General features: G+C 65.8%; 17 protein-coding genes. 5 read left to right on the top strand and 12 right to left on the bottom strand.

Features of this window, described 5'->3' with window-relative positions; translation table 11 throughout:
- The 9 genes from JV551A3_RS13125 to JV551A3_RS13085 all read right to left on the bottom strand — a co-directional run bounded on the left by JV551A3_RS13125 (position 1) and on the right by JV551A3_RS13085 (position 12,127).
- Entirely contained in the window at positions 1-1,608 is a 1,608-nt protein-coding gene (locus tag JV551A3_RS13125; RefSeq protein WP_133971772.1) for a 5-guanidino-2-oxopentanoate decarboxylase, read from the bottom strand.
- Positions 1,601-3,718 carry an acetate--CoA ligase family protein gene (locus tag JV551A3_RS13120; protein WP_133971770.1) on the bottom strand — a complete coding sequence of 706 codons (2,118 nt, stop codon included), beginning with the start codon at positions 3,716-3,718 and terminating at the stop codon, positions 1,601-1,603. Before JV551A3_RS13120 ends, JV551A3_RS13125 begins: the two co-directional genes overlap by 8 nt.
- A 17-nt stretch (positions 3,719-3,735) precedes the next feature.
- Positions 3,736-4,896 (bottom strand): acyl-CoA dehydrogenase family protein, encoded by a 1,161-nt coding sequence (locus tag JV551A3_RS13115; protein WP_039613897.1) that lies wholly within the window; start codon positions 4,894-4,896, stop codon positions 3,736-3,738.
- Positions 4,897-4,929: 33 nt separating this feature from the next.
- Complete coding sequence (locus JV551A3_RS13110; RefSeq protein ID WP_133971768.1) at positions 4,930-5,724, bottom strand: enoyl-CoA hydratase/isomerase family protein; 795 nt, start codon at positions 5,722-5,724, stop codon at positions 4,930-4,932.
- A 338-nt stretch (positions 5,725-6,062) separates the two neighbouring features.
- Positions 6,063-7,469: an amino acid permease gene (locus JV551A3_RS13105; protein WP_133971766.1), complete on the bottom strand. Its 1,407-nt coding sequence runs from the start codon at positions 7,467-7,469 to the stop codon at positions 6,063-6,065.
- Positions 7,470-7,668: 199 nt separating this feature from the next.
- Entirely contained in the window at positions 7,669-9,921 is a 2,253-nt protein-coding gene (locus tag JV551A3_RS13100) for an ATP-binding protein (RefSeq protein ID WP_133971764.1), read from the bottom strand.
- Positions 9,918-10,694 carry a substrate-binding periplasmic protein gene (locus tag JV551A3_RS13095; RefSeq protein ID WP_133971762.1) on the bottom strand — a complete coding sequence of 259 codons (777 nt, stop codon included), beginning with the start codon at positions 10,692-10,694 and terminating at the stop codon, positions 9,918-9,920. The genes JV551A3_RS13100 and JV551A3_RS13095 overlap by 4 nt, the downstream gene beginning before the upstream one ends.
- Complete coding sequence (locus tag JV551A3_RS13090; protein WP_012271826.1) at positions 10,691-11,407, bottom strand: response regulator; 717 nt, start codon at positions 11,405-11,407, stop codon at positions 10,691-10,693. The genes JV551A3_RS13095 and JV551A3_RS13090 overlap by 4 nt, the downstream gene beginning before the upstream one ends.
- Before the next feature lie 75 nt (positions 11,408-11,482).
- Positions 11,483-12,127 carry a TetR family transcriptional regulator C-terminal domain-containing protein gene (locus JV551A3_RS13085; RefSeq protein WP_112252691.1) on the bottom strand — a complete coding sequence of 215 codons (645 nt, stop codon included), beginning with the start codon at positions 12,125-12,127 and terminating at the stop codon, positions 11,483-11,485.
- Positions 12,128-12,228: 101 nt separating this feature from the next.
- Between JV551A3_RS13085 and JV551A3_RS13080 the strand changes: the two genes are divergently transcribed.
- Positions 12,229-12,975, top strand: a complete 747-nt coding sequence (locus JV551A3_RS13080) for an enoyl-CoA hydratase (RefSeq protein WP_133971760.1) — start codon at positions 12,229-12,231, stop codon at positions 12,973-12,975.
- A 340-nt stretch (positions 12,976-13,315) separates the two neighbouring features.
- Here the strand turns inward: JV551A3_RS13080 and JV551A3_RS13070 are convergent, their stop codons facing one another.
- From JV551A3_RS13070 to JV551A3_RS13060, 3 genes are read right to left on the bottom strand one after another with little or no spacing between them, the layout of a single operon-like run.
- On the bottom strand, positions 13,316-14,371 hold the full coding sequence (locus JV551A3_RS13070) for a lipocalin-like domain-containing protein (RefSeq protein ID WP_133978749.1): 1,056 nt from the start codon (positions 14,369-14,371) through the stop codon (positions 13,316-13,318).
- Positions 14,361-16,823 (bottom strand): ABC transporter permease, encoded by a 2,463-nt coding sequence (locus JV551A3_RS13065; protein WP_133971754.1) that lies wholly within the window; start codon positions 16,821-16,823, stop codon positions 14,361-14,363. Before JV551A3_RS13065 ends, JV551A3_RS13070 begins: the two co-directional genes overlap by 11 nt.
- The gene (locus JV551A3_RS13060; RefSeq protein WP_133971752.1) at positions 16,820-17,488 is read right to left on the bottom strand and encodes an ABC transporter ATP-binding protein; all 669 of its coding nucleotides are present in this window, start codon (positions 17,486-17,488) and stop codon (positions 16,820-16,822) included. The genes JV551A3_RS13065 and JV551A3_RS13060 overlap by 4 nt, the downstream gene beginning before the upstream one ends.
- 395 nt (positions 17,489-17,883) lie before the next feature.
- Between JV551A3_RS13060 and mrdA the strand changes: the two genes are divergently transcribed.
- The 4 genes from mrdA to sfnR all read left to right on the top strand — a co-directional run bounded on the left by mrdA (position 17,884) and on the right by sfnR (position 23,044).
- Complete coding sequence (mrdA, locus tag JV551A3_RS13055) at positions 17,884-19,779, top strand: penicillin-binding protein 2 (RefSeq protein WP_133978747.1); 1,896 nt, start codon at positions 17,884-17,886, stop codon at positions 19,777-19,779.
- A 397-nt stretch (positions 19,780-20,176) separates the two neighbouring features.
- The gene (msuE, locus tag JV551A3_RS13050) at positions 20,177-20,737 is read left to right on the top strand and encodes an FMN reductase (RefSeq protein WP_133971748.1); all 561 of its coding nucleotides are present in this window, start codon (positions 20,177-20,179) and stop codon (positions 20,735-20,737) included.
- Between the two features lie 9 nt (positions 20,738-20,746).
- Complete coding sequence (locus JV551A3_RS13045; protein ID WP_133971746.1) at positions 20,747-21,934, top strand: acyl-CoA dehydrogenase family protein; 1,188 nt, start codon at positions 20,747-20,749, stop codon at positions 21,932-21,934.
- Between the two features lie 9 nt (positions 21,935-21,943).
- Complete coding sequence (sfnR, locus tag JV551A3_RS13040; protein WP_085593485.1) at positions 21,944-23,044, top strand: sigma54-dependent transcriptional activator SfnR; 1,101 nt, start codon at positions 21,944-21,946, stop codon at positions 23,042-23,044.
- Positions 23,045-23,072 lie beyond the last annotated feature (28 nt).

Raw genomic sequence — 23,072 nt, 5'->3', positions numbered from 1 at the left:
TTAGCAGACGCAGGTGTGTTTGAGTTCGATAAAGGTGACGCCAGGCGTGGCGAAACCACTGGCCAGATCGGCCTGCAGCGCGTCCAGGTCACGCGGCTGGCGCACCGCGCAACCGAAGGCACGGGCCAGGCCGATGAAGTCCGGGTTGCGCGGCAGTACGCCGACCGGCTCGATGTCCAGGCCGAGCATGTCGTCACGGATCTGGCCAAGGGCGTCATTGTTCCACAACAGCACGACCAACGGTCGGTCCAGCTCCTCGACTGCGGTGGCCAGTTCCTGGGCGGTGTAGAGGAAGCCGCCGTCGCCCACCAGCACCAGGCCTGGGCGGTGGTCGCTGGCGAACATGCCGCCGATGCCGGCCGGCAGGCCGTAGCCGAGGGTGCCGTAGCCGGTGGGGTGCAGCCAGCTGCGCGGCGCCCGGCTGGCAAAGGCGTAGTTGCCGGTATAGGCCAGCTGGGTCATGTCGCTGCTGATGAAGGCGTCGTCCGGCAGCACGGCGGCAATGCGGTCGAGAATTGCCTGGTGCACGGCCTGCAGCGGCGCATGCCCGCTGCGAATGGCCTGGCGCAGGTTGGCCACGGCTTCGCTGGCCTGGGCCGGGTCACGGTCCAGCGCTGGCAGGTGTTCGAGCAGGCCGGCCAAGGTTTGCCGGGCATCGCCGTGCAGGGCAATGGCACAGGGGTAGAAGTCGTTGAACTTGCGCGGGTCGATGTCCACGCGCAGCAGCTCGCCACTGATCGGCAGGCGCTCGCGCCAGAAATCGGTATCGGCCATTTCGGTACCCACTGCCAGCACCACGTCGGCCTGGCTGATCAGCTGCCAGCCGGGCTCGACGCACAGGCTGGCGCCGGCATTCAGTGGCGCGTCCACTGGCAGCAAGCCTTTGCCGGCCACGCTGGTGAACAGTGGCGCTGCCAGCCGGGTGCTCAGTTGCTGCAGTTGCTCGGCCGCATGCAATGCCCCACCACCGGCAATGATCATCGGGCGCTTGGCGGCGGCCAGCTTCACGGCGGCCTGGTCGAGGATGTCGCGGCACGGCTGGCCGCGCCCGGGGCGGCGCACCACCTCATCGCTCCAGTCACGGCTGACCGGCGCCGCCAGCACGTCCAGCGGCACCGAGATGTGCACCGGGCGCGGCCGTTCGCTATCGAACACGGCCCAGGCGCGGGCAATCAGTTCGGGCAGGTCGTCGCCGCGCAGGGCCACGGCGGAGAACGCGGTGATCGGCGCGGTCATGGCGCGCTGGTCCTGGGTTTCGTGCAGGCAGCCCCAGCCCTTGCCCAGGCTGGCCGTGTGGTTGACGCTGGAAATAACCAGCATCGGGATGGAGTCGGCATAGGCCTGACCGATGGCGGTGGCGGCATTGGTCACGCCTGGGCCGGTAATGACGAAGCACACACCTGGTTTGCCGCTTACCCGGGCATAGCCGTCGGCCATGAAGCCGGCGCCCTGCTCGTGGCGGGTGAGTACATGACGGATACCGCTGCCCGGCAGGCCACGGTACAGCTCCAGGGTGTGCACGCCGGGGATGCCGAATACCGTCTCCACGCCATAGTTGGCCAGCAGGCGTACCAGCGCCTGGCCGGCAGTCTGGGTGGGCTTATTCATGTCGTTCTCCTTGCACTTGGCCGAGGCGGATCAGCGCATCGACCGCGGTGGCGCCGTGGGCACCGACCATCAATGGGTTCACATCCAGCTCCAGCAGTTGCCCGGCGTTTTCGCAGGCGTAGTCGGCCACCGCGCGGATTGCCGCAACCAATGCGTCGAGGTCGGCGGCCGGGCGGCCACGGAAGCCTTGCAGCAGGCTGGCGCTGCGCAGGCTGAGCAGCGCGGCACGGATGGCGTTGTCGGTGGTCGGCAGCAACAGGCTGACGCTGTCCTTGAGCAACTCGACCAGCACACCACCGGCACCAATCACCAAAGCCAGGGCGAAGTCGTGCTCGCGCTTGACGCCGACGATCAGTTCAGCCAGCGGCTGCTCGGCCATCGGTTCGAGCAGCACCTGGTCGAACGCTACCTGCGGGGCGTAGGCGGCGATGCGCTGGCGCATCTGCACCAGCGCAACCTCGAGGGCGGCAGCATCGCGCAGGTTCAGCGCCACCGCACCGGCCTCGGTCTTGTGCGGCAGTTGCGCGCTTACCGCCTTCAATACCAGCGGGTAGCCGACGCGGGCGGCATCTGCCACAGCGCGCTCGGGTGTGCTCAACACCCCGGCTGGTACCGGCAGGCCGAAGGCACGCAAGGCTTGCTTGGATTGCCATTCGTCCAGCAGCTGGCCCTCGCCCGCGAGGGCCTGTGGGCACAGCGGCACCCGCGTAGCCTCACCTTGCTCCAGCAGCCGTTGGCGGTTGCGCTGGTAGGCGACGATGCGGCCCCAGGCTGCCAGGCCATCCTCCACGCCCTGCAGGGCGGCGATGCCACGCGCGTGCAAGCGCTCGCGCGCAGAGGCGGGCAACAGCTCCGGGAACGCCGACGTGACGAAGCCGATCTTGCCGTGGCGTTCCAGCGCATCGCAGTACAGCGCCAGCAGCAGGTCGCATTCCTTGCGTTCGCCGGTGAACGCCGCCGGGTAGTCCAGCACCAGCATGGCCGCGTCGGCTGCACCGCTCAGGGTGCTGTCCAGCATGCGTTGCAGGGCCGCTGCATCACCCCAGATGGCCGTGGTGAAATCCAGCGGGTTGACCAGGTTGGCATAGGCTGGCAACACCTCGGCCAACTGCGCCACCTGCCCTTGTTCGAGCTGCGGCAGAAGCAGATGGTTGCGCTCGGCATAGTCGGCGATCAAGCCGGCATCGCCACCGGAACAAGCCAGGGCGATCAGCTCGCCATCCATTGGCAAGCGCCCACAGGCGGCGGCCTTGAGGGTTTCAACGAAGCTCACCGGGCCACTGACGCGGATCACGCCCAGGCGCTGGAACAGGCTGTCGTACAAGGCATCGGAGCCGGACAGCGAGCTGGTGTGGCTGAGCGCCAGTTCGGCGCCTATCTGCGACACACCGGTCTTCAAGGCAATGATCGGCGTGCCCTGCTGCAATGCCTTGCAGGCCGCACGGGCGAAGCCCGGCACGTTCTTCAGGCCTTCCAGGTGCAGGCCGATGGCGGTTACCCGTGGGTCGTCGAGCAGCACGTCCATCAACTCGGCCACGCCCAGTTGCGCCTGGTTGCCGACCGAGGCCATGTAGGCCACCGGCAGCGAGCGGTCGCTCATCGACAGGTTGTAGGCAAAGTTGCCGCTCTGGGTGAGGATCGCCACGCCCTTCTCCACCTGCTGGCCACCATGGGCTACCGGCCACAGGGCAGCGCCGTGCAAGTAGTCGAGCAGGCCGTAGCAGTTGGGGCCGAGCAAGGCCATGTTGCCGGCGGCGGCGAGCAGGCGCTGCTGTAGCTGGCGGCCCTCCTCGCCGCTTTCGGCAAAGCCCGAGGCATAGCAGATGGCACCACCGGCGCCGCGTGCGGCCAGTTCGGCAACGCACTGCAAAGTCAGCTCGCGGTTGGTGGCAATGAACACCGCGTCCGGGGCATAGGGCAAGTCGGCCACCCGCGCCACACAGGGGATGCCTTCGAGGCTGTCATGCTGCGGGTTGACCAGCCACAGCTCGCCGCCAAAGCCACCTTCGGCGCAGCGCTTGAGCGCCCGCGCCATGCTGCGCCCGCCGACGAAGGCCAGGTGCCGGGGGGCCAGCAGGCGCTTGAGGTTGTCACGAATCGAATGCGACATGGGTGTTCTCCTGGCGCTCAGCGCAGCAGCGGGCGCAGCAGTTCGCGGGCGATGATGTGTCGCTGGATTTCCGAGGTGCCTTCCCAGATGCGCTCGATACGTGCGTTGCGCCAGATGCGCTCGACCGGTCCTTCATCCATCAGGCCCATGCCGCCGAAGATCTGCACGGCTTCGTCGGCAACCTTGCCCAGCACCTCACTGGCGAACAGCTTGGCCATGCCGGCCTCGCCGTCGGTCATGCTGCCCTGGTCCATTTTCCAGGCGGTGTGCAGGGTGAGCATTTCCGCGGCGCGAATCTGCGTGGCCATGTCGGCCAGCTTGAACGACACCCCCTGGTAGCTGCCGATGGCCTGGCCGAACTGCTTGCGGTCGGCAGCCCATTGCAGCGACAGGTCGAGGGCACGCTGGGCCTGGCCAACGCAGTTGGCGGCGACCATCACCCGGCCGGCGGTCAGCCAGGCGTTGGCCACTTCCCAGCCCTTGCCGACCTCGCCCAGCACCTTGCTGGCCGGCACCCGGCAGTCGTCGAAGAACAGCTCGTAGGTGTGGTAGCCACGGTTGCTAACGCACTTGGGGCCGCGGCGAATAGTCATGCCCGGCGTGCCCCGGTCGACCAGCAAGGCCGTTACCGCGTTGCGCTTGCGCCCGTTGTGCTCGTAGGTATCGGTTACGGCGAAGACAATGGCGAAATCGGCGTGACCGGCATGGCTGATGAAGTGCTTGCTGCCATTGATGACGAAGTCGTCACCCTGGCGCACGGCACGGGTCTTGATGGCGTTGGCATCAGAGCCGGCGCCCGGCTCGGTGAGGGCGAAGCAGTCGATCTTCTCGCCCTGCACGCAGGGCAACAGGTAGTCGTTGATCTGTTCGTCCTTGCAGGCCATGAGGATTTTCGATGGCCGCGCGACGAACACGTGCAGGGCCCAGGACACCTTGGACAGTTCGCGCTCGATCAGCGCCTGGGACAGATAGTCCAGGCCACCGCCGCCAACTTCCTCGGGCATGTTGAAGGCATAGAACCCGGCGGCGATCGCTTTGCCGCGGATTTGCGCGGCCAGCTCGGGCGACACGGCATCGGCGCGGTCCACGGCCTCTTCATGGGGCAGCAGCTCCTTGGCGACAAAGCTGCGTACCGCTTCCACCAACATTTCTTGTTCTTGGGTCAGTTGGAAATTCATCTGCGAAGGTCCTGGTGAGGGTCGGTTATCGGGTTACTGGCCGGTGAAACGGGGGGCGCGGCGTTCCACCGACGCTTGCAGCGCCTCGGCACCGTCCTGGCTGCGGCCGCACAGCAGGCCGGCCTGGCGCTCGGCTTCCAACTGCTCGGCCAGGGTGCGCCGGGCACCATCGCGGATCAGCCGCTTGGTTTGCGCGTAGGCGAAGGTCGGGCCATTGGCCAGGCGCCCGGCCAGCTCAGCGGCCACGGCAGGCAGTTGCTCGTCAGCGCAGACTTCGCTGACCAGCCCGGCCGCCAGGGCACGTTCGGCACCCCACAGTTCATCGAGGAACAACAGGCGCTTGGCCTGCTCGCTGCCGATCAGCCGTGGCAGGTGCCAGCTGGCACCGGCATCGGGGCTGTAGCCCATGCTGGTGTAGCCGGCCTTGAAGCGCGCCGAGGCCGCGGCGATGCGCAGGTCGCAGCACAAGCTGAGGTCCATGCCACCGCCCACGGCGGTGCCGTTGATGGCAGCGATGGTGGGCTTGTCGAGGCTGTGCAGGCGCAACATCAGGGCATGGGCGGTTTCGGTCCAGCCATAGCTTTCCAGGGTGCCCTGGGCCTCGGCCGCGGCCCATTCGGCCAGGTCGGCACCGGCGCAGAAGCTGCGGCCGGTGCCGGTCAGCACCACCACGCGTACGGCTGGGTCGCTGTTGCAGGTTTCCAGCAGGGCGTGCAGTTGCTTGAGGGTGGGGATATCCAGCGCGTTGCGTTGCTCGGGGCGGTTGAGGGTGATCCAGGCAACGCCGGCTTCGACCTTGCTCAACAGTGACGACGACGGGGTGGTCATGGGGGGCCTCGGTGTTGTTGTGATGGTTTGAGAGGGCTTGATGAGGGAGATACTAAACGAGTGTTCAACAAGGCGGCAATTGGGCGGGGATGGGGCTGTAACAACCCTTGAAACCGATGTATGTCGTTGTTTTTATTAGGCTTATTTGTTTTGTAAAGGTTGAGATAGGAGGTGGTTGTTACAACTTTGTACAACTGACGGATTGCTGGGGGCGCTTTGCGCCCCATCGCGACACAAGGCCGCTCCCACAAGTCATTCACAGACTTCAGGTCTGCGCGGTACCTGTGGGAGCGGCCTTGCGTCGCGATGGGCTGCGTAGCAGCCCCGAGATTGAAACCTCAGACCCCTGGCACGCTCGGCTCGAAAGCCCCCTGCCGACGGCGGTTGACGAAGAAGTACGCCGCATAGCACAGGGCAATGAAGCCAAAGCCCCAGTACAGCGACGGCCGCTGGGTTTCATCCAGCGCCAGGAACACGAACAGCGAACTGCACAGGGTGATGCACAGCAGCGGCACCAACGGGTATAGCGGCGCGCGGTACTTCAGGTCCTGCAACTGCCCACCGTCACGCAGGTAGACCTTGCGGAAGCGGTACTGCGCAAGGGCGATGACGATCCAGGTCACAGTGCCGGACATGCCACTCACCGCCATCAACACCATGAACAGAGTGTCGGCGGCAATGAAACTGGTCATCAACGAGATCAGCGCAAAGCACAGGGTGATGCTCAGCGCCCGCAACGGCACGCCACGCTTGCTCAGCGGCGACAGGCTTTTCGGCGCCATGCCACTCTTCGACATGGCCCACAGGATGCGCGTGGAGGCATACAGCCCGGAGTTGCCCACCGAGAGGATGGCGGTGAGGATGACGAAGTTCATCAGGTCGGCGGCAAAGGGAATGCCGACCATGTCGAACACCTGCACGAAGGGGCTCTCCATCAGCCCAGCCTGCTCGAACGGCACGATGGCCGACAGCACGGCAATCGCCAGCACGTAGAAGATCAGCACGCGGAACACCACGTTGCGCACGGCCCGCGGGATGCTCTTTTCCGGGTGTTCGGTCTCGCCAGCGGCGACCCCCATGATCTCGCAACCCTGGAAGGCATAGACCACGGTCATCATCACCGCGAACACCGCCGACAGGCCATGGGGGAACAGCGACTCGCCCATCAGGTTGTCCAGCATCGGTGCCGGCGCCCCGCTGCTCAGCGGGATGGCGCCGAAGATCACCAGCAGGCCGATGATGATGAAGCCGACGATGGTCGCCACCTTGATCCCCGAGAACCAGTATTCCGCCTCGCCGAAGGCGCGGGTGGCCAGGGCGTTGAGGCCGAACAGCACGACCACGAACAGCGCCGACCAGTACCAGATCGGCACCTCCGGGAACCAGCGGGTCATCAGCATGCCGGCGGCGGTGAACTCCAGGCCCACGGTGGTGGCCCAGCTCATCCAGTACACCCAGCCGATCATGAAGCCGGTGGCCGGGCCGATGAACTTGGTAGCGTGGGCCTGGAACGAGCCGGAAACCGGCATCTGCACCGACAGCTCGCCCAGGCAGACCATCACCAGGTACATCAGCAAACCCGCGACCAGGTAGGCCAGGATCGCCCCTACCGGGCCGCCCTGGTTGATGGTCACGCCCGAGCCCATGAACAGCCCGGTGCCGATCACCCCGCCCAGCGACAGCATGAAGATGTGTCGGCTTTTCAGCGCGCGGGTGAGCTGGATCTTTTCGTGAGTGTCAGTCATGGCGCACCTCGCCATTGCGGCTGGTGCCGCGCGGTGTGCTGTGAAGGAGGGGCTGAGCGCTACGGCATGTCATTATTCTTGTCTCCAATAAGCCTCATGGACCGCGTGCAACACGGTTGCCATGGATTATTGGAAACGGATGTAAGGTGCCGTTGTACGAACGGATCGAAGATGTAAAAAGTCGTAACTTTTTTGTACGTCAGCTCTGGATCAGCTGTTCCAGGGTGGCGCGGGCTTGGGCGAGCTCGGTGGCCAGCGGCTCGCCGAGCGCTTTCAATGCCTGTTCGTCATGCTGCCTGGCTGCGTCTTCAAGGCGTCGCAACAGCGCAGCCAGGCCAGAAAAACCCAGGGAGTCGCAACTGCCGGCCAGACGGTGGGCCAGGTGCAGCACTTCGGTAAAGTCCTGGGCCGGCAGCGCCTCGGCCAACGCCGTGGCGTGCTGCTCCAGCGACTGGCGCAACACCTTCAGCAGGCCTTGCAGCTTCTGTTCCCCCAGCAGCGAGCGGTGGGTGCCCAGCAACGACCAGTCGATTGTCGCGTCGACGCCCGTCACTTCAGCGGGCGCCGCTTCGGCCAGCGCCTGGCGCAGGTTCTCCAGCCGCAGGGGCTTGGCCAGTACCCCCTGCATGCCGGCGTCCAGATAACCCGGCACTTGCCCCGGTTGCACGCCAGCCGTCAGGGCCAGGACCCGGCTATGGCGGTTCGGCCCGGGGATGGCACGCAGCTGCCTGCACAGCTCCACCCCACTCATGCCGGGCAGGTGCACATCGAGCAGGATCAAGTCGAAGCGCCGCTGCGCGCAGGCCTGCAGGGCTTGCCCGGCGTCTTCGGCAAAGCTCACCCGGTGGCCATCGCGCAGCAGCAGCCCGCCGGCCACCTCGCGGTTCAATGCCACGTCCTCGACTACCAGGATGTCCAGGCTGGCCAGCGGCGAAGGGGCTGGTGAACTGGCCAGCACTGGCTGCCCGCGGGCCATGTCGAGCTCGAACCAGAAACGGCTGCCCTGCCCTTGCACGCTGTCCAGGCCAATGCAGCCCCCCAGTTTTTCCACCAGGTGCTTGCAGATCGCCAGGCCCAGGCCGGTGCCGCCGTAGCGCCGGGCCACCGCCTCGCTGGCCTGGACGAAGCGGTCGAAGACCCTGGCCTGCACAGCCGGCTCGATGCCGATACCATTGTCGCTGACCGACACCCGCAAGCGCTGCGAGCCCTGGTCACTGGCCAGTACCTGCACCGCAAGACGCACCTGGCCGTGTTCGGTGAACTTGATAGCGTTGGCCAGCAGGTTGCTGAGCACCTGGCGCAGATACTGTTCGGCACCGTGCTGGTACTCGGCCAATTGCTCGTCGATTTCCAGTTGCAGGGCGTCGCCGTTGTCCCTGGCCATGGGTTCGAGCAGCGCCAGCACTTCCTGGCACAACTGGCGTAGCGAAAAACCGACCAGCTCGGCGCGGCTCTCGCCCTCCTCGAGGCGGGCGAAATACAGCACCTCGTTGAGAATCGCCAACAGCCCCTCGCCGGCCTTGTACAAGGCCTCGACGCGCTGGCGGTCGGCCGCCTCCAGCCGGCCGCCGCGCAGCAGCTCGGCCATGCCGAGAATGCCGTTGAGCGGTGTGCGCAGCTCATGGCTCATGGTCGCCAGGAAACGTGACTTGGCCAGGTTGGCGGCTTCGGCCTCGTCCTTGGCCCGGGCCAGGCTGGCGGTGCGCCGCTCGACCATGGCTTGCAGTTCGTCGCGCTTGTCCTGCAGCGCCAGGCGGTCACGCTCGCGGCGCTCGATGTCACTGAGGATGGCGCGGCGCATGTCATCCAGGGCATTGGCCACGGTGTCGATCTCGTCCGGGCGTGTTGACGTGCGCCGCCCCAGGCGCAACGGTTCCTGCCACTGGCCGGCGCCAATACGCCGAGCGAACTCGGCCATCACTTGCAGGTGGCGGGTGACCAGGCGGTAGAATAGCCCCGACAACGCCACCGCCAGGCCACACAGGAACACGCCCATCCATAGCAGGCTGGCAAGGCCTGTGGCATACAGCCGCCTGTGCACCGCGCCCAGGTCGATGCTGACTTCCAGCTCGCCCAGGTGCCTGGCCGGCCCCGAGGGCGGCTGGTAATCGAGGGGGAAGCGTTCGATGCGCAGCGGCCCCTTGGGCTCGGCGACGCCGCGCAGCAGCTGGAAATCGTCGCTGACCAGGCGCACCCGGGCGACATCGGAAAAGTCCACCAGGCCGCGCAGTTGTGTATCCAGCTGTGCCTCGTCCAGGTCCCACAGACTGCGCTCCAGGCTGGCCAGGTAACCCGCCCGGATCAACGCCATGCGCGCCTCGATATCGCGCATCTCGCGGCGGTATTCGAAGTACAGCTGCACCGAGCTGGCCAGCACGGTGAAGCACAGGCTGAACAGCAGGATGAACAGCAGCAGGCGACGCAGCAAGCCATCGGTGCGCAGGCGGATCATCGGGAGTCTGCCGGCAGGTTGACCATGTCGCGATAGGTCACTTCGCTCTGCTCCAGCCAGCGCTCGATCTCGCCGGCCTGGTTCATGCGCAGCAGCTGCGCGTCGATTTCGTCCATATGCTGGCTCAAGGGCGATTGCCGTGATATCGCAACGCGCAGGTAGTCCACGCTCAGGGCCGTGGGCAATACGCGAATGTCCTGCGCCCCGGGCAGGTTTTCGATGAACAGCTGGCCGGTGCGCCGCTCCTGGATCACGTAGTCGATGCGCCCACGGATCAGCTTGCCGAAGTTCTGCTGGCTGGACGACACCCGTTCGATGTTCTGGTGGCGGGCGACGAAGCGGTCGAATTCGGCGCCGTAGCTTTCGCCGTACAGCAGGCCGCCGCGGTAACTGGCCAGGTCCTCCAGGCGCTGGAACTGCACTGGCCGCAGGCGGTTGTAGAACACCGCCACTTCCTCGCGCACCACCGGCACCGTGGAAAAGCGCATGCGTTGGTCACGCTGGTCGCTGTTGTAGGCCAGCACCACGTCCACTCGCCCGGCGGCGGCGTCCATCAGGCAGCGTTTCCAGTTGCCCAGCACCACGGTCTGCACCTGGTAGCCCATGCGCGCGAACAGCTCTCGCACCACGGTGGGGGCCAGGCCACGCACCTGGTGGCCGTCACTCCAGGAAATCGGCGGGTACACCGGGTAGTCGCAGTAGCGCACCGGCTGCCTTGCACTGGCCTGCATGGCGAACATTGCCAAGGCCAGCACCCAGGCGCTGCGGGTCATGCCGCCACGCTGGCGGTGAACAGGTAGCCGGTGCCGTGGATGGTGATGATCAGCTGGGGTTCGGCCGGGTCGTCGTGCAGCTTGCGCCGCAGGCGGCCGACCAGCACGTCTATGGAACGGTCGTTGGGCACCCACTCGCGGTTGCGGATCTGGTCCATCAACTGGTCGCGGCTGAGGGTGTGGCCGCTGTTGCGCAGGAACACGCTGAGCAACTGGAACTCGCCATGGGTCAGCAGGGTCTGCCCGCCACGGGCGTCGATCAGGCGCCGACGGTCGGTGTCCAGCGCCCAGTCGGCGAACTGCTTCAGCGATTGCGCGCAGGCTGGCGCCGGGTGCACCTCGCGGGCATGGCGCACACGGCGGATCAGGTTCTTGGCGCGGGATACCAGTTCGCGGGGATTGAGCGGTTTGATCACGTAGTCGTCGGCGCCGCATTCCAGGCCGACGATGCGGTCGATGTCGTCGTTGCGGCCGGTGATGAGGATGATGCCGACCTCCGAACGTACCCGCAGCTCGCGGGTCAGGGTAAGGCCGTCCTTGCCGGGCAGGCGGATGTCCAGCAGCACCAGGTCGACATCCTGGCTGCCGAGCAGGGCTTCGGCCTTTTCCGCGGTGTCGGCGCAGTGCACATCATAGCCTTCCTGGGACAGATAGGCCTGCAGCAAGTCACGAATAAGCGGATCGTCATCGACGATCAATACCCGAGGCGTCATTGCGTGTCGTCTCTTTTTTTATTGGTGTTGTTCTACACACTCGCGACAGCAGCGTACTCGTTACTGAACAGGCGATCAACAGCCCTCCGGCGGGCTGAAGCGGCGTCGACCACCGGCCTGCAGACCATCGACCCATGCCTCGCAGATCAGCACACCCTGCTCGGGGGTGAAGGTACCGGGGTTGAGCCCCGACTCCAGCCAAAGGCCGTCGAGCAAGGCGCTCAGGCTGATGGCCGCGAGGTCGGCATCGAAGCCCTGCCAGCCCTCCTCGTCGGCCAGCGTGGCCAGCAGCCCGCTCAGTTCATTGCGGTACTCACCATAGGAATGGTCATGCACCTGGTTGATCGCATCGGCGGTCTTCACCGCGCCCCAGAACGCCAGCCAGGCGTCGAGCAATTGCGGGTCGAGCAATTCGGCGCAGAACGAGGCGCGGAAGAACGCCGACAACCGTTCGCGGGCATTGGGTGCGGCCTGGGCCATGGCCTCGCGCAGCAGGCCCATCACCCGGCCGGTGACCGCCATGTAGGCTTCGGCCACCAGCTCATCCTTGCCGGCGTAGTGATGGCTGATCAACCCGACCGAAACCCCGGCCTCGGCGGAAATCTTGCGGATCGACGCGCCCTGGAAGCCATGGCGCTTGAGGCATACCAGGGTCGCCTCGACCAGGTTGGCTTTGCGCAATTCCGGCAGCATGCGGTGGTAGCGGGCTTCCTGGTTCATCGGCGGCTCTCGGGCTAGGGCTGGACTGAACGACTGTACAACAAGCCGGACTGCGTGATAAACCCTTGGCACTCATGCCCACAACAACAAAAGCGGCTGCCATGAACGACCTGATCACACGTGACCTGGACCAGGGCCTACTGACCCTGGCCTTCAACCGCGCCGACAAGCTCAACGCCTTGAACACCGCCATGTACCAACAGCTGGGCGACCTGCTGCAAGCGGCAGGTGAAGACCCTGATGTCGAAGCCATCATCCTCACCGGTGGGCCACACTGCTTTACCGCCGGCAATGACTTGCGCGACTTCCTCGACAACCCGCCCGCCGACCTGGACAGCCCGGTGTTCCGCCTGATGCGGGTGGTGATGGGCCTGGACAAACCGCTGATTGCCGCGGTCAGTGGTGCGGCGATCGGCATCGGCGCCACCTTGCTGTTGCATTGCGACCAGGTGCTGGTCAGCCGTACGACCAAGCTGCGAATCCCTTTCGCGCCGCTGGGCGTGTGCCCGGAGTTTGGTTCCAGCTTGCTGCTGCCGCGCTTGCTTGGCCATGCCCGGGCGGCTCGCCTGCTGCTGGCAAACGAGTTGCTCGACGGCGAACGGATGGTGGCGTGGGGGCTCGCAAATGAACTGCATGAAGACGGTGAACATTGCCTGGCAGCTGCAAGGCGACTGGCGCGGCAGCTGCAAGGCTACCCGCAGGCGGCACTGCGCATCAGCAAGCGGCTGCTCAAGGATGGCCAGCGTGCGGAGCTGGAGGCCACGGTGGCACGGGAAAGCCGGTTGTTCATAGAGTGCTTGCGTACTGAAGAAGCGCGAGCGGTGTTGCGAGGGTTGATCAAAGATTGAAAACCTGGGGCCGCGTTGCGGCCCATCGCCGGCAAGCCAGCTCCCCCTCGACTGCATCGACCTCAAGCCTTGTGCAGTACCTGTTGGAGCAACTGTCTTGTCAAATTCTAAAAGTTGGCGCGATTCCCTGTGGGAGCGGCCTTGTGTCGCGAAAGGGCTGCAAAGCAGCCCCAGCAATTTCAACTATTGCGCATCAATCCTGGGGCCGCTTTGCGGCCCTTTCGCGACACAAGGCCGCTCCCACAGGTACAGCGACAACCTCGAGATCAACGCTGCACCCGTGGGCTTACCGGTGTGGGTTGCAACGCAGCCCCAGGAAAACTCAGAACCCCCAGGATCGCTAATACCCGGTCATCTCCAGATACCCCCGCCCACCCGCACTCCCGGTCAAGCGCACTGGCCCTTCCCAATACGGGAACCGCGTCTCCATCCAGGCCTGCGGTTCCACAGCCTCGACCTGCACATCAACCCCATGCTCGGGCACCTGCACCCGCCATCGCGTCGGCACCTTTTTGCCATTCTTCTGCCGCGCCCAGGCCAGCGCCTGCAGCTGCACCTGCGCGCCCTGCAGCGCCACCACCTCACCCTGCGGGCCGACCCAGGTCCCGGCGCGATACGCCGCCCCCTGCACCTCGCGCACCTGGAACAGCATCAGCCTGGCGCCACTGTCCAGGTGCAGGGAAAACCAGTCCCAACCCGTCTGCCCGGCAGCCAGCGGCTGGCTGCTCCATTCCCGGTCCAGCCAGGCCTGGCCGGTGACAGCAATGCACTGGCCGTCACGCTGCACTTCCCCACTCACCCGATAGAACGGCTGACTGTAATAGTACGATGCCTGCCCTTTGCCGGACTTCTCGCTGTAGCCCTGGTCCCCGTGCAGCACCAAGGGCCGATCGCTGTGCAGTTGCAGGTCATAGCGAAAGCCTTCACCACCGGCAGCCATTTGCAGATGCTCGATGCCCCTGCTGCCCCGCAACGACCAGTCATCGATCCACGCCCGGAACGGCTGGGCCTGCACACCGGCCTGGCCGATACCTCCACGCGCCAAGGTTTCGCCAGACCGATGACCACCGGGACCGGTCAGCGCCGCATGCCCCATCCACAGGTTCGGGCTGTTCCAGCCGGCAGTTTCGGGTCCTGGGCGCAGGGCCGAGCGAAACAGCGTCCACTGCGCACCCCAGTCCCTTCCCTGGAAGTCCTTGAGGTTGGCGGTGACATACCACCATTCGATGCGAAAACCATCGTGGGCCCCATGGTCACGCGGAAATTCCAGGCGATGGCCGCGGCTGACCTGGCTGAATTCGCCCGCTTGCTGCCCGAGCCCGGCATAGCTTTGCTCGGCAGGCTGATCACAGCCGCCCAGCAACCCACACAGCAACAGCCAGGCGCTAGGTTTCATCGGCAAACGGCCTCAACAGTTCGCGCGGCTGGCGACGCGCCAGTTGCCACAGTGGCCAGGCGCTGGCCAACAGGCTGGTAAGCATGCCCAGTAAGGCCAGTTGCAGCAGTTGCGCAGGGAACACATGGAGCGGCAAACGCCAGCCGAATGTCTGCACGTTCACCACCGCTACCAGGCACCAGGCCAGCAGGATACCCAGCGGAATCGCCAGCAGCACGGTAAGGCTGCTCAGCAGCAGTGTCTGCCCGAGGCTCAGCCACACCAGGTGCATGCGCCGCACGCCCAGTGCCCACAGCGGCGCCAACTGGCCCAGGCGGGTCTGGGCCAGGGTCAGCAGGTTGATGAACAGTGCCACGCCTGCCACGCCAAGGGTGAGGCTGTTGAGCGCGGCAGTGGCGGCGAAGGTGCGGTTGAACACATCGGTGGACCAGCGTTTGAGACGCGCCTGCTCGACCACGCGGCCCTCGTCCAGGGCGAAGCGCTGATGCAATGCAGCCTTGAGCGCCGACACCTGATCGGCCGCCAGATCGACACTCAGCCCGGTGAGGGTTGCCTGTGGCCAGTGCGCGCGCAGCCAACCAGCATTGACCAGCATGTGCCCTTTGGGGTTGCCGTAATCGGCATAGATGCCCACAACGCTCAGGGCTGGCGAAGTGTCTGCGGATAGCTTCAGGTGATCGCCCAATTGCAGCTTCAGTCGCCTGGCCAGCTGTTCACTGACCATTACGGCTTGCCCGGCGGCCAGTTGCTGCCAGGCCTGCTTTTGCTGCGCCAGCAATGGCCAGCGGGTGCGATAGACGGGATGATCGACAATGCCCTGGACCTGCACCGGCCAGCCCTGCAGCTGTGTTTCCACACGCCAGCCGGGCAGTACCACACCCACCGAAGGTTGCTGCCCGAGCCACTCGGCTATCTTCAAGCCCTGGGCGGTATCCCTTGGCGTGACATACAGGTCGGCGGACAGGCGCAGGTCAAGCCAGCCGACGAAAGTCTTGCGAAAGCCCTCGGTCATGCTGCCCACCCCGACACTGGCGGCCAGCGCCAGCAACAGTGCCATCAACGCCAGGCTCAGGGCGGGCAGTTGCTGGCGGCTGTCGGCGACGAACCATTGCGACAAGGGCCGCCGACAATGGCGCGCCAGCCAGGCCAGCACCCGGTCGAGCAAGGCTGGCAGCAGCAGCGCCGCCGCCAGCAGCAGCGCGGCCAGCATGGCGAAAGCGCTGGGCAGGCTATCGCCGAGCACGCCACAACCCAAGGCCAGCAAAAGCAACAAGCCGGCCACCAGGGCCTGGCGCCGCAACCAGGGCCCCTGCGCCAACCGCCACGCCTGAGGTTGTGCCAGCGCCAGCAACGGCAACCGCGCCGCACGCAGTACACTGCCCAAACCCGCCAGCAGCGCCCCCAGCACGCTCACCAGCACGCCCATCAGCCACCACCCTGCGGGCAGGCTCAGCGCCCCGGCGACCTGGGCGCCATACAGCCCGCGCAAGCTGGCGGCCACATCAGGCAGCATCCACGCGGCCAGCCCGTAACCACTGGCCACGCCGGCCAGACCGCCCAGCACCGCGAACAACCCCAGTTCCAGCACCAAGGCCCACAGCAGGGTTTGCAGGCCGATGCCACAGGCGCGCAGGTTGCGGATCAGGCCGCGCCGCTGTTCCAGTGCCAAACCAATTGCAGCATGGGCAATGAACAGGCCGACGACGAACGCCAGCAGGCCCAGGGCGGTCAGGTTGAGGTGGAAGCTGTCGGTCAGGCGCTGCAAGCCACCATCGTCCTGCCGGGGTTGCAGCTCAAGGTACGGCGCGATATCTGCGGGCAACTGCCCCGGCGTGGCGGCCAACAGCAAGCGCGACAACTGCCCGGGTGCATGCAGCAACGCCTGGGCATGGCCGATATCGACCACGATCACCCCCGGCGCCAGCGCTGGTTGTAGAACCAACGGCGGCAGCAGCTGCCCTTCGCTGTCGCGTACTGACGCCCCGGGCTCTGCATGCAGCTGGCGCAAGGTGTCCGGCCCGACCCAGGCTTGCCCGGGCATGCCGATGAAGGCCTGCAGATCGAACGTTCGGGGCTGCACACCGGCGATGCTGCTGGCCGGCGGCAGGCTCAACGGCTCGATGCCGATCAGGCGCACGCTGCGCACCGGCTCACCAGCGAAGCGCAAGCGCCCTTCCAGTACCGGCGTCACCGCCCAGCCCAGCCTGCGCAACTGCACGTACAGCGCCTGGTCGAAGCGCTCGCCACGGCGCGGCACCAGTTGCGCCTGCAGCGGCCCGGCCAGCACCGCGCTGGCCCGGGCATAGTCGCTGCGTGCCTGGCTGTTCAGCGCCTGCACGCCGGTCCACAACGCCGTGGCCAGCCACAGGCCGGTAAAGATGCTGAAAAACTGCACGCGATGGCGCCGCCAGTGGCTGAGCAGCACCAGCAGGGCCAGCGATAGAAGTCTCATCCGCCCGGCTCGGGCCGAACGCGGCCGGCCTGCAGGTAACACCGTTGTTGCAAGCGCGCCGCCAGCCGCGGGCTGTGGGTCACCATCAGCACCCCACTGCCAGCCTCGGCGACCAGTTGCAACAGCAGGCTCAATACCTCGTCGCTGCTGGCTTCATCGAGGCTGCCAGTAGGTTCGTCGGCCAGCAACCAGGCCGGGCGCCCGGCCAGGGCGCGGCCGATGGCAACCCGCTGTTGCTGGCCGCCAGACAATTGCTCCGGGTAACGCACCAGCAAATCCGCCAAACCCAGGCGCTGCGCCAGGTAGGCCAGCCAATCGGGATCATGACGACCGGCCAGCCGGGCCTGGAACGCGAGATTGGCCCCCACGTCCAGGCTGCTGATCAGGTTGTACTGCTGGAACACCAGGCCTACGCCCTCCCGCCGCCACAACGCCAGCGACGCCTCGGAACGGCTGTCGAGCGGGGTGTCGTCGATCAGGATGCGGCCACTGTCCGCGCGGTCCAGGCCGGCCACCAGGTGCAGCAAGGTACTCTTGCCGCTGCCCGACTCGCCCATCAGCGCCAGGCTGCTGCCGCGCGCCAGGCGCAGGTCGACGCCCTGCAGCACGGGGAGCGGGCCCTGGGGGGTGGGGAATGATTTGTGCAGTTGCTCGATGACCAGCATCGACGGGCCTTGGTGGGTTCAGGTGTTTTCTTAGGAATAGCAGGTTAATGGCGACATAGGCGTGCTCGTGGACTCAACTTGCATCGGTCCATCAGCAAATTCCATCACCACGCCGCCGCCATGAACAAATCTTCATTTTGCTGGCAAGCGCCCTGAGCACGGGGCACACAGCCAATACCAGCCTATCGCCAGCCGGCACTCGTCTTGAGGGTACGGTACGGGTTGCGTAGCATCCGCGGCCCGATCGCGCACGTACAACCACCGCGTCACCTGTAGGAGCAGCCTTGTGCTGCGAATGGGCCATCATGGCCTGCAGAACTACTAGGGTGCTGCCGCCCGCTTCGCAGCACAAGGCTGCTCCTACAGGCACTGCTACCCTCAGGACAGAGTCACCAATGCCGCAACCCATCCCACTCAAGGACCACGAAAAGGAAAAGCACCTGGTCAACCGCCGGCTTCTGGCCTGCGCCGCCCTGGTCTTCAGCCTGTGTGCCGTGCTGGTGGGCCGGCTCTATGTGCTGCAGGTGCTGCAGCACGACCAGCAGACCGCCGTATCGGAAAACAACCGCGTGCACGTGCTGCCCATCGCCCCCGAGCGCGGGCTGATCTACGACCGCAACGGCGTGGTGCTGGCCGACAACAAGCCCAGTTTCGACCTGACCATGACCCGCGAGCGGGCCGGCGGCGACACGGCCAAGGTGCTCGACACGCTGGCCCAGGTGCTGAGCCTGACCGAGGACGACCGCAAGCAGTTCGACAAGGATCTGCGCCGTGGCCGCAAGCCGTTCGAGCCGGTGACTCTGATGGTCGGCCTGAGCGAGGAGCAGATAGCCCTGGTGGCGGTGAACCAGTTCCGCCTGCCAGGCCTGGAGGTGGAACCGCAGTTCATCCGCGAGTACCCGCTGGCCGAGCATTTCGCCCACTCGGTGGGCTATGTGGGGCGCATCAACGAGAAAGAGGCCAGGACCCTCGACAGCACCGAATACCGGGGCACGCAGTCGATCGGCAAGACTGGCATCGAGCACTTCTATGAAAGCCAACTGCATGGCCACGTGGGCTACGAGGAGGTCGAGACCAACGCCCAGGGCCGAGTGATGCGCGTGCTCGACCACAAGGCCCCGACCCCGGGCCAAGACATCGTCCTGACCCTGGACGCCCAGCTGCAACTGGCCGCGGAAAAGGCCCTGGGCGACCGCCGCGGCTCGGTGGTGGTGCTCGACCCAGCCAATGGCGATGTGCTGGCGATGGTCAGCAACCCCAGCTTCGACCCCAACCTGTTCGTCAAGGGCATCAGCTTCAAACAGTACGCCGCCCTGCGCGATTCCATCGACCGCCCGCTGTTCAACCGGGTGCTGCGCGGCCTGTATGCCCCCGGTTCGACGGTGAAGCCGGAGGTGGCCATCGCCGGCCTCGACAGCGGCGTGATCACCCCGGGCAGCCGGGTGTTCGACCCCGGCTACTACGAGCTGCCCAACTACGACCACAAGTACCGCAACTGGAACCGCAGCGGCGATGGCTGGGTGGATATGTACACCGCCATCATGCGTTCCAACGACACCTACTTCTACGACCTGGCGCACAAGCTCGGCATCGACCGCCTGCACGACTACATGGCCGAGTTCGGCCTGGGCCAGAAGGTCTCGCTGGACATGTTCGAGGAGGCGTCCGGGCTGATGCCGTCGGCCGAGTGGAAGCGCGCCACCCGGCGCCAGGCCTGGTTCCCGGGCGAGACGCTGATCCTGGGCATCGGCCAGGGCTACATGCAGGTAACCCCGCTGCAGCTGGCCCAGGCCACCAGCTTGCTGGCGAGCAAGGGCGTGTGGCACCGCCCGCACCTGGCCATGACCGTGGGCGGCGATGCACCGGTAGACCCCAACCCGATGCCCGATATCGTGCTGCACGACAGGCACGCCTGGGACCAGGTCAGCCAGGGCATGCAGATGGTCATGCACGACCCGCGCGGCATCGCCCGCGCTGCCGCGGCTGGTGCGCAGTACCGGATTGCCGGCAAGAGCGGCACCGCGCAGGTGGTGGCGATCAAGCAGGGCGAACGCTACAACCGCAACAAGACGTTGGAGCGGCACCGCGACAATGCCCTGTTCGTCGGCTTTGCCCCGGCTGATCACCCGAGTGTGGTGGTGGCGGTGATGATCGAGAACGGTGAAGCTGGCGGGCGGGTGGCAGGGCCGGTGGTGCGGGAGGTGATGGATGCCTATCTGCTGGATGAGCAGGGGCATCTGAAGCCGCAGTTTGCGGGTGGGGTAGTGCCTCGGAGCGTGCCGCACACTTGAGATTTGTGGGGCCGCTTCGCAGCCCTTTCGCGACGCAAGGCCGCTCCCACAAGTTCAGTGTTGCGTAGCAGGCAGCGCAAATCCTGTGGGAGCGGCCTTGTGTCGCGATGGGGCGCGAAGCGGCCCCAGGACATCGAAATAAAAATAAAGCATAAGAATATAAGATCTTATTCCTTTTTAACCACTCCCTGACCCTCTATAAATATCCTAACTGCACAGCCGCCAACACCTGGCCAACTGTCTGCAGCGCAACACACGATCAACAGGCAACGCCCACACGGCAACAGCGCCGCAACCATCAAAATGCGCTAACCAGTTGATATAAAAGAACATTCAATCTCGGCACGACGATTGCTCAAGCAAAGTCCCCCGCTCAACCCGAACCGGAGACCTGCCCATGAGCACCCCACTGAACGTCGTAGCCCTGTCTGGCGGCACTGCCCGCCCTTCGCGCACCTTGGCCCTGACCGAGGCGATCGTCGCCGAACTGGCCCAGCACCTGCACATCAAGCCGCACCTGATCGAGCTGGGCGAGATCGCCCGCCCGCTGGGTAGCGCCCTGTGGCGCAGCGAACTGCCCGAGGCCGTCGAACAGCAACTGCGCCTGGTGGAAAAAGCCGACCTGCTGGTGGTGACCACGCCGGTGTACCGCGGCAGCTTCACCGGCCACTTCAAGCACCTGTTCGACCTGATCGGCCAGGACGCCCTGGTCGACACTCCAGTGCTGCTGGCCGCCACCGGCGGCAGCGAGCGCCACGCGCTGGTGCTCGACCACCAGCTGCGTCCACTGTTCAGCTTCCTGCAAGCCCTGACCCTGCCCATCGGCGTGTTCGCCAGCCAGGCGGAAATGGCCGACTACCGTGTTTCCAGCGCAGCCCTTGCCGCCCGTATCCGCCTGGCCGCCGAGCGCGCCGTGCCGCTGTTCGGCGCCCATCATGCGCTGCGCAAGAGCGCCTGAGGAGCGGCCATGAATGCACCTGTGAATACGCCACAACGCCCTGCCCTGGCCATCGCCCGCGAACTTGCCGGGCAGTTTGCCCAGACCGCCGTCGAGCGCGATGAACGCGGCGGCACGCCAAAAGCCGAGCGCGACGCCCTGCGTGACAGCGGCCTGCTGTCGCTGGTGATTCCGCAGGCCTTCGGCGGCCAGGGTGCCAGCTGGCACGACACCTTCGCGGTGGTGCGCGAGTTCGCCCGGGTCGACAGCTCCATCGCCCACGTGTTCGGTTTCCATCACCTGATGCTGGCCACCGTGCGCCTGTTCTCGCGCCCGGACCAATGGCAACCGTGGTTCGAGCAGACCGCCCGCAAGCAGTGGTTCTGGGGCAATGCCCTGAACCCGCTGGACACCCGCACGGTGGTCAAGCACTTCGATGGCTGGTGCGAGTTTTCCGGCAAGAAAAGCTTCTGCTCCGGCGCCAGCGACTCGGAAATGCTCATCGCCTCGGCGGTGGACGAACGTGCCGGCGGCAAGCTGCTGATCGCCGCCATCCCCAGTGGCCGCACCGGCATCAGCCTGCACAGCGACTGGAACAACATCGGCCAGCGCCAGACCGACAGCGGCAGCGCCACCTTCGAGCGGGTACGGGTGGAGCACAACGAACTGCTGCTCGACCCCGGCCCCCTGAGCACGCCGTTTGCCGCCCTGCGTCCGCTGATTGCCCAGTTGCACTTCGCCAACCTGTTCCTCGGCATCGCCGAGGGGGCGTTCGAGGAGGCCCGCCAGTACACGCTCAAGGAAAGCCGGCCGTGGTTCCGCTCCAGCGCCGCCAGCAGCGCCGAAGACCCGTACGTGCTGCGCCATTACGGCGAGTTCTGGGTCGGCCTGGAGAGCGTGCGCCTGCTGATCGAACGGGCCGCACGCCAGCTCGATGCCGCCTGGGCCAGGGAGCACGCCCTCACGGCGCAAGAGCGCGGCGACCTGGCCCTGGCCATCGGCACCGCCAAGGTCGCCGCCAGCCGCCATGGCCTGGACATCTGCAACCGCCTGTTCGAAGTCACCGGCGCACGCGCAACCCATGCCTCGCTGCGCTTCGACCGGCACTGGCGCAACCTGCGCACGCAAACCCTGCACGACCCGGTGGATTACCGCATCCACGAACTCGGCGAGTGGGCCCTCAACGACAAGCGCCCTGCCCCATCCTTCTATTCCTGAGGATTGCCCATGCAACTGCTGACCCTCCCACCGTCCCCGACACTGGCCACCTCGATCCGGGCGACCGCACAGGTTTTCGAAGACCCCCGGTCACAGGCGCTGCTCGCCCACCTGCAACAGGTCGCCCCCAGCGAGGCGAGCGTGCTGATCATCGGCGAAACCGGCACGGGCAAGGAGCTGGTCGCACGCCACATCCATAACCTCAGTGGCCGGCGCAACGGCCCGTTCGTCGCGGTCAACTGCGGTGCCTTCTCCGAATCGCTGGTCGAGGCGGAGCTGTTCGGCCATGAAAAAGGCGCCTTCACCGGCGCCCTGGCAGCCAAGGCGGGCTGGTTCGAGGAGGCCAACGGCGGCACGCTGTTCCTTGACGAAATCGGCGACCTGCCGTTGCCGATCCAGGTCAAGCTGCTGCGCGTGCTGCAGGAGCGCGAAGTGGTGCGGCTGGGGTCGCGCAAGAGCATCCCGATCAATGTGCGGGTACTGGCGGCGACCAACGTGCAACTGGAAAAGGCCATTAACGCGGGGCATTTCCGCGAAGACCTGTACTACCGGCTGAACGTGGTGACCTTGCAGTTGCACCCATTGCGCGACCGCCCCGGTGACATCCTGCCGCTGGCCCGACACTTCATCCGCAGCTACAGCGACCGGCTGGGCTACGGGCCGGTGGAGCTGAGCGCCAAGGCCCAGGCCAAGCTGGTGGAATACAGTTGGCCGGGCAACATCCGCGAACTGGAGAACGTGATTCACCACAGCTTGCTGACCTGTGGCGACGGTACGGTGCAGGCGCAGGACCTGCGCTTGTCGAACTTGCGTATCGAACGGCAGGAGGAAGAGCCGGCGGGCAATGGTGTGGAGGATCTGCTGCAGCGAGCGTTCAGCCGCTTGTACGAAGAGCAGTCGGGTGACCTGTACGAGAAGGTGGAAAATGCCCTGTTGCGGTCGGCCTACCGGTTCTGCCATTACAACCAGGTACATACCGCGCAGTTGCTGGGGTTGTCGCGCAACATCACTCGCACCCGGCTGATTGCGATTGGCGAGCTGGTGGTGAACAAGCGTAGAGGGCAGGAGCAGCAGGTGCTGGATAACCGGGTGGTGCGGTTGTCGATCTGATGGCTTGTAAACCTGTGCTGGCCCCTTC

It is taken from the genome of Pseudomonas inefficax (genome assembly GCF_900277125.1).
Taxonomy (GTDB): Bacteria; Pseudomonadota; Gammaproteobacteria; order Pseudomonadales; family Pseudomonadaceae; genus Aquipseudomonas; species Aquipseudomonas inefficax.
This window is presented reverse-complemented; position numbering and strand designations above follow the sequence as displayed.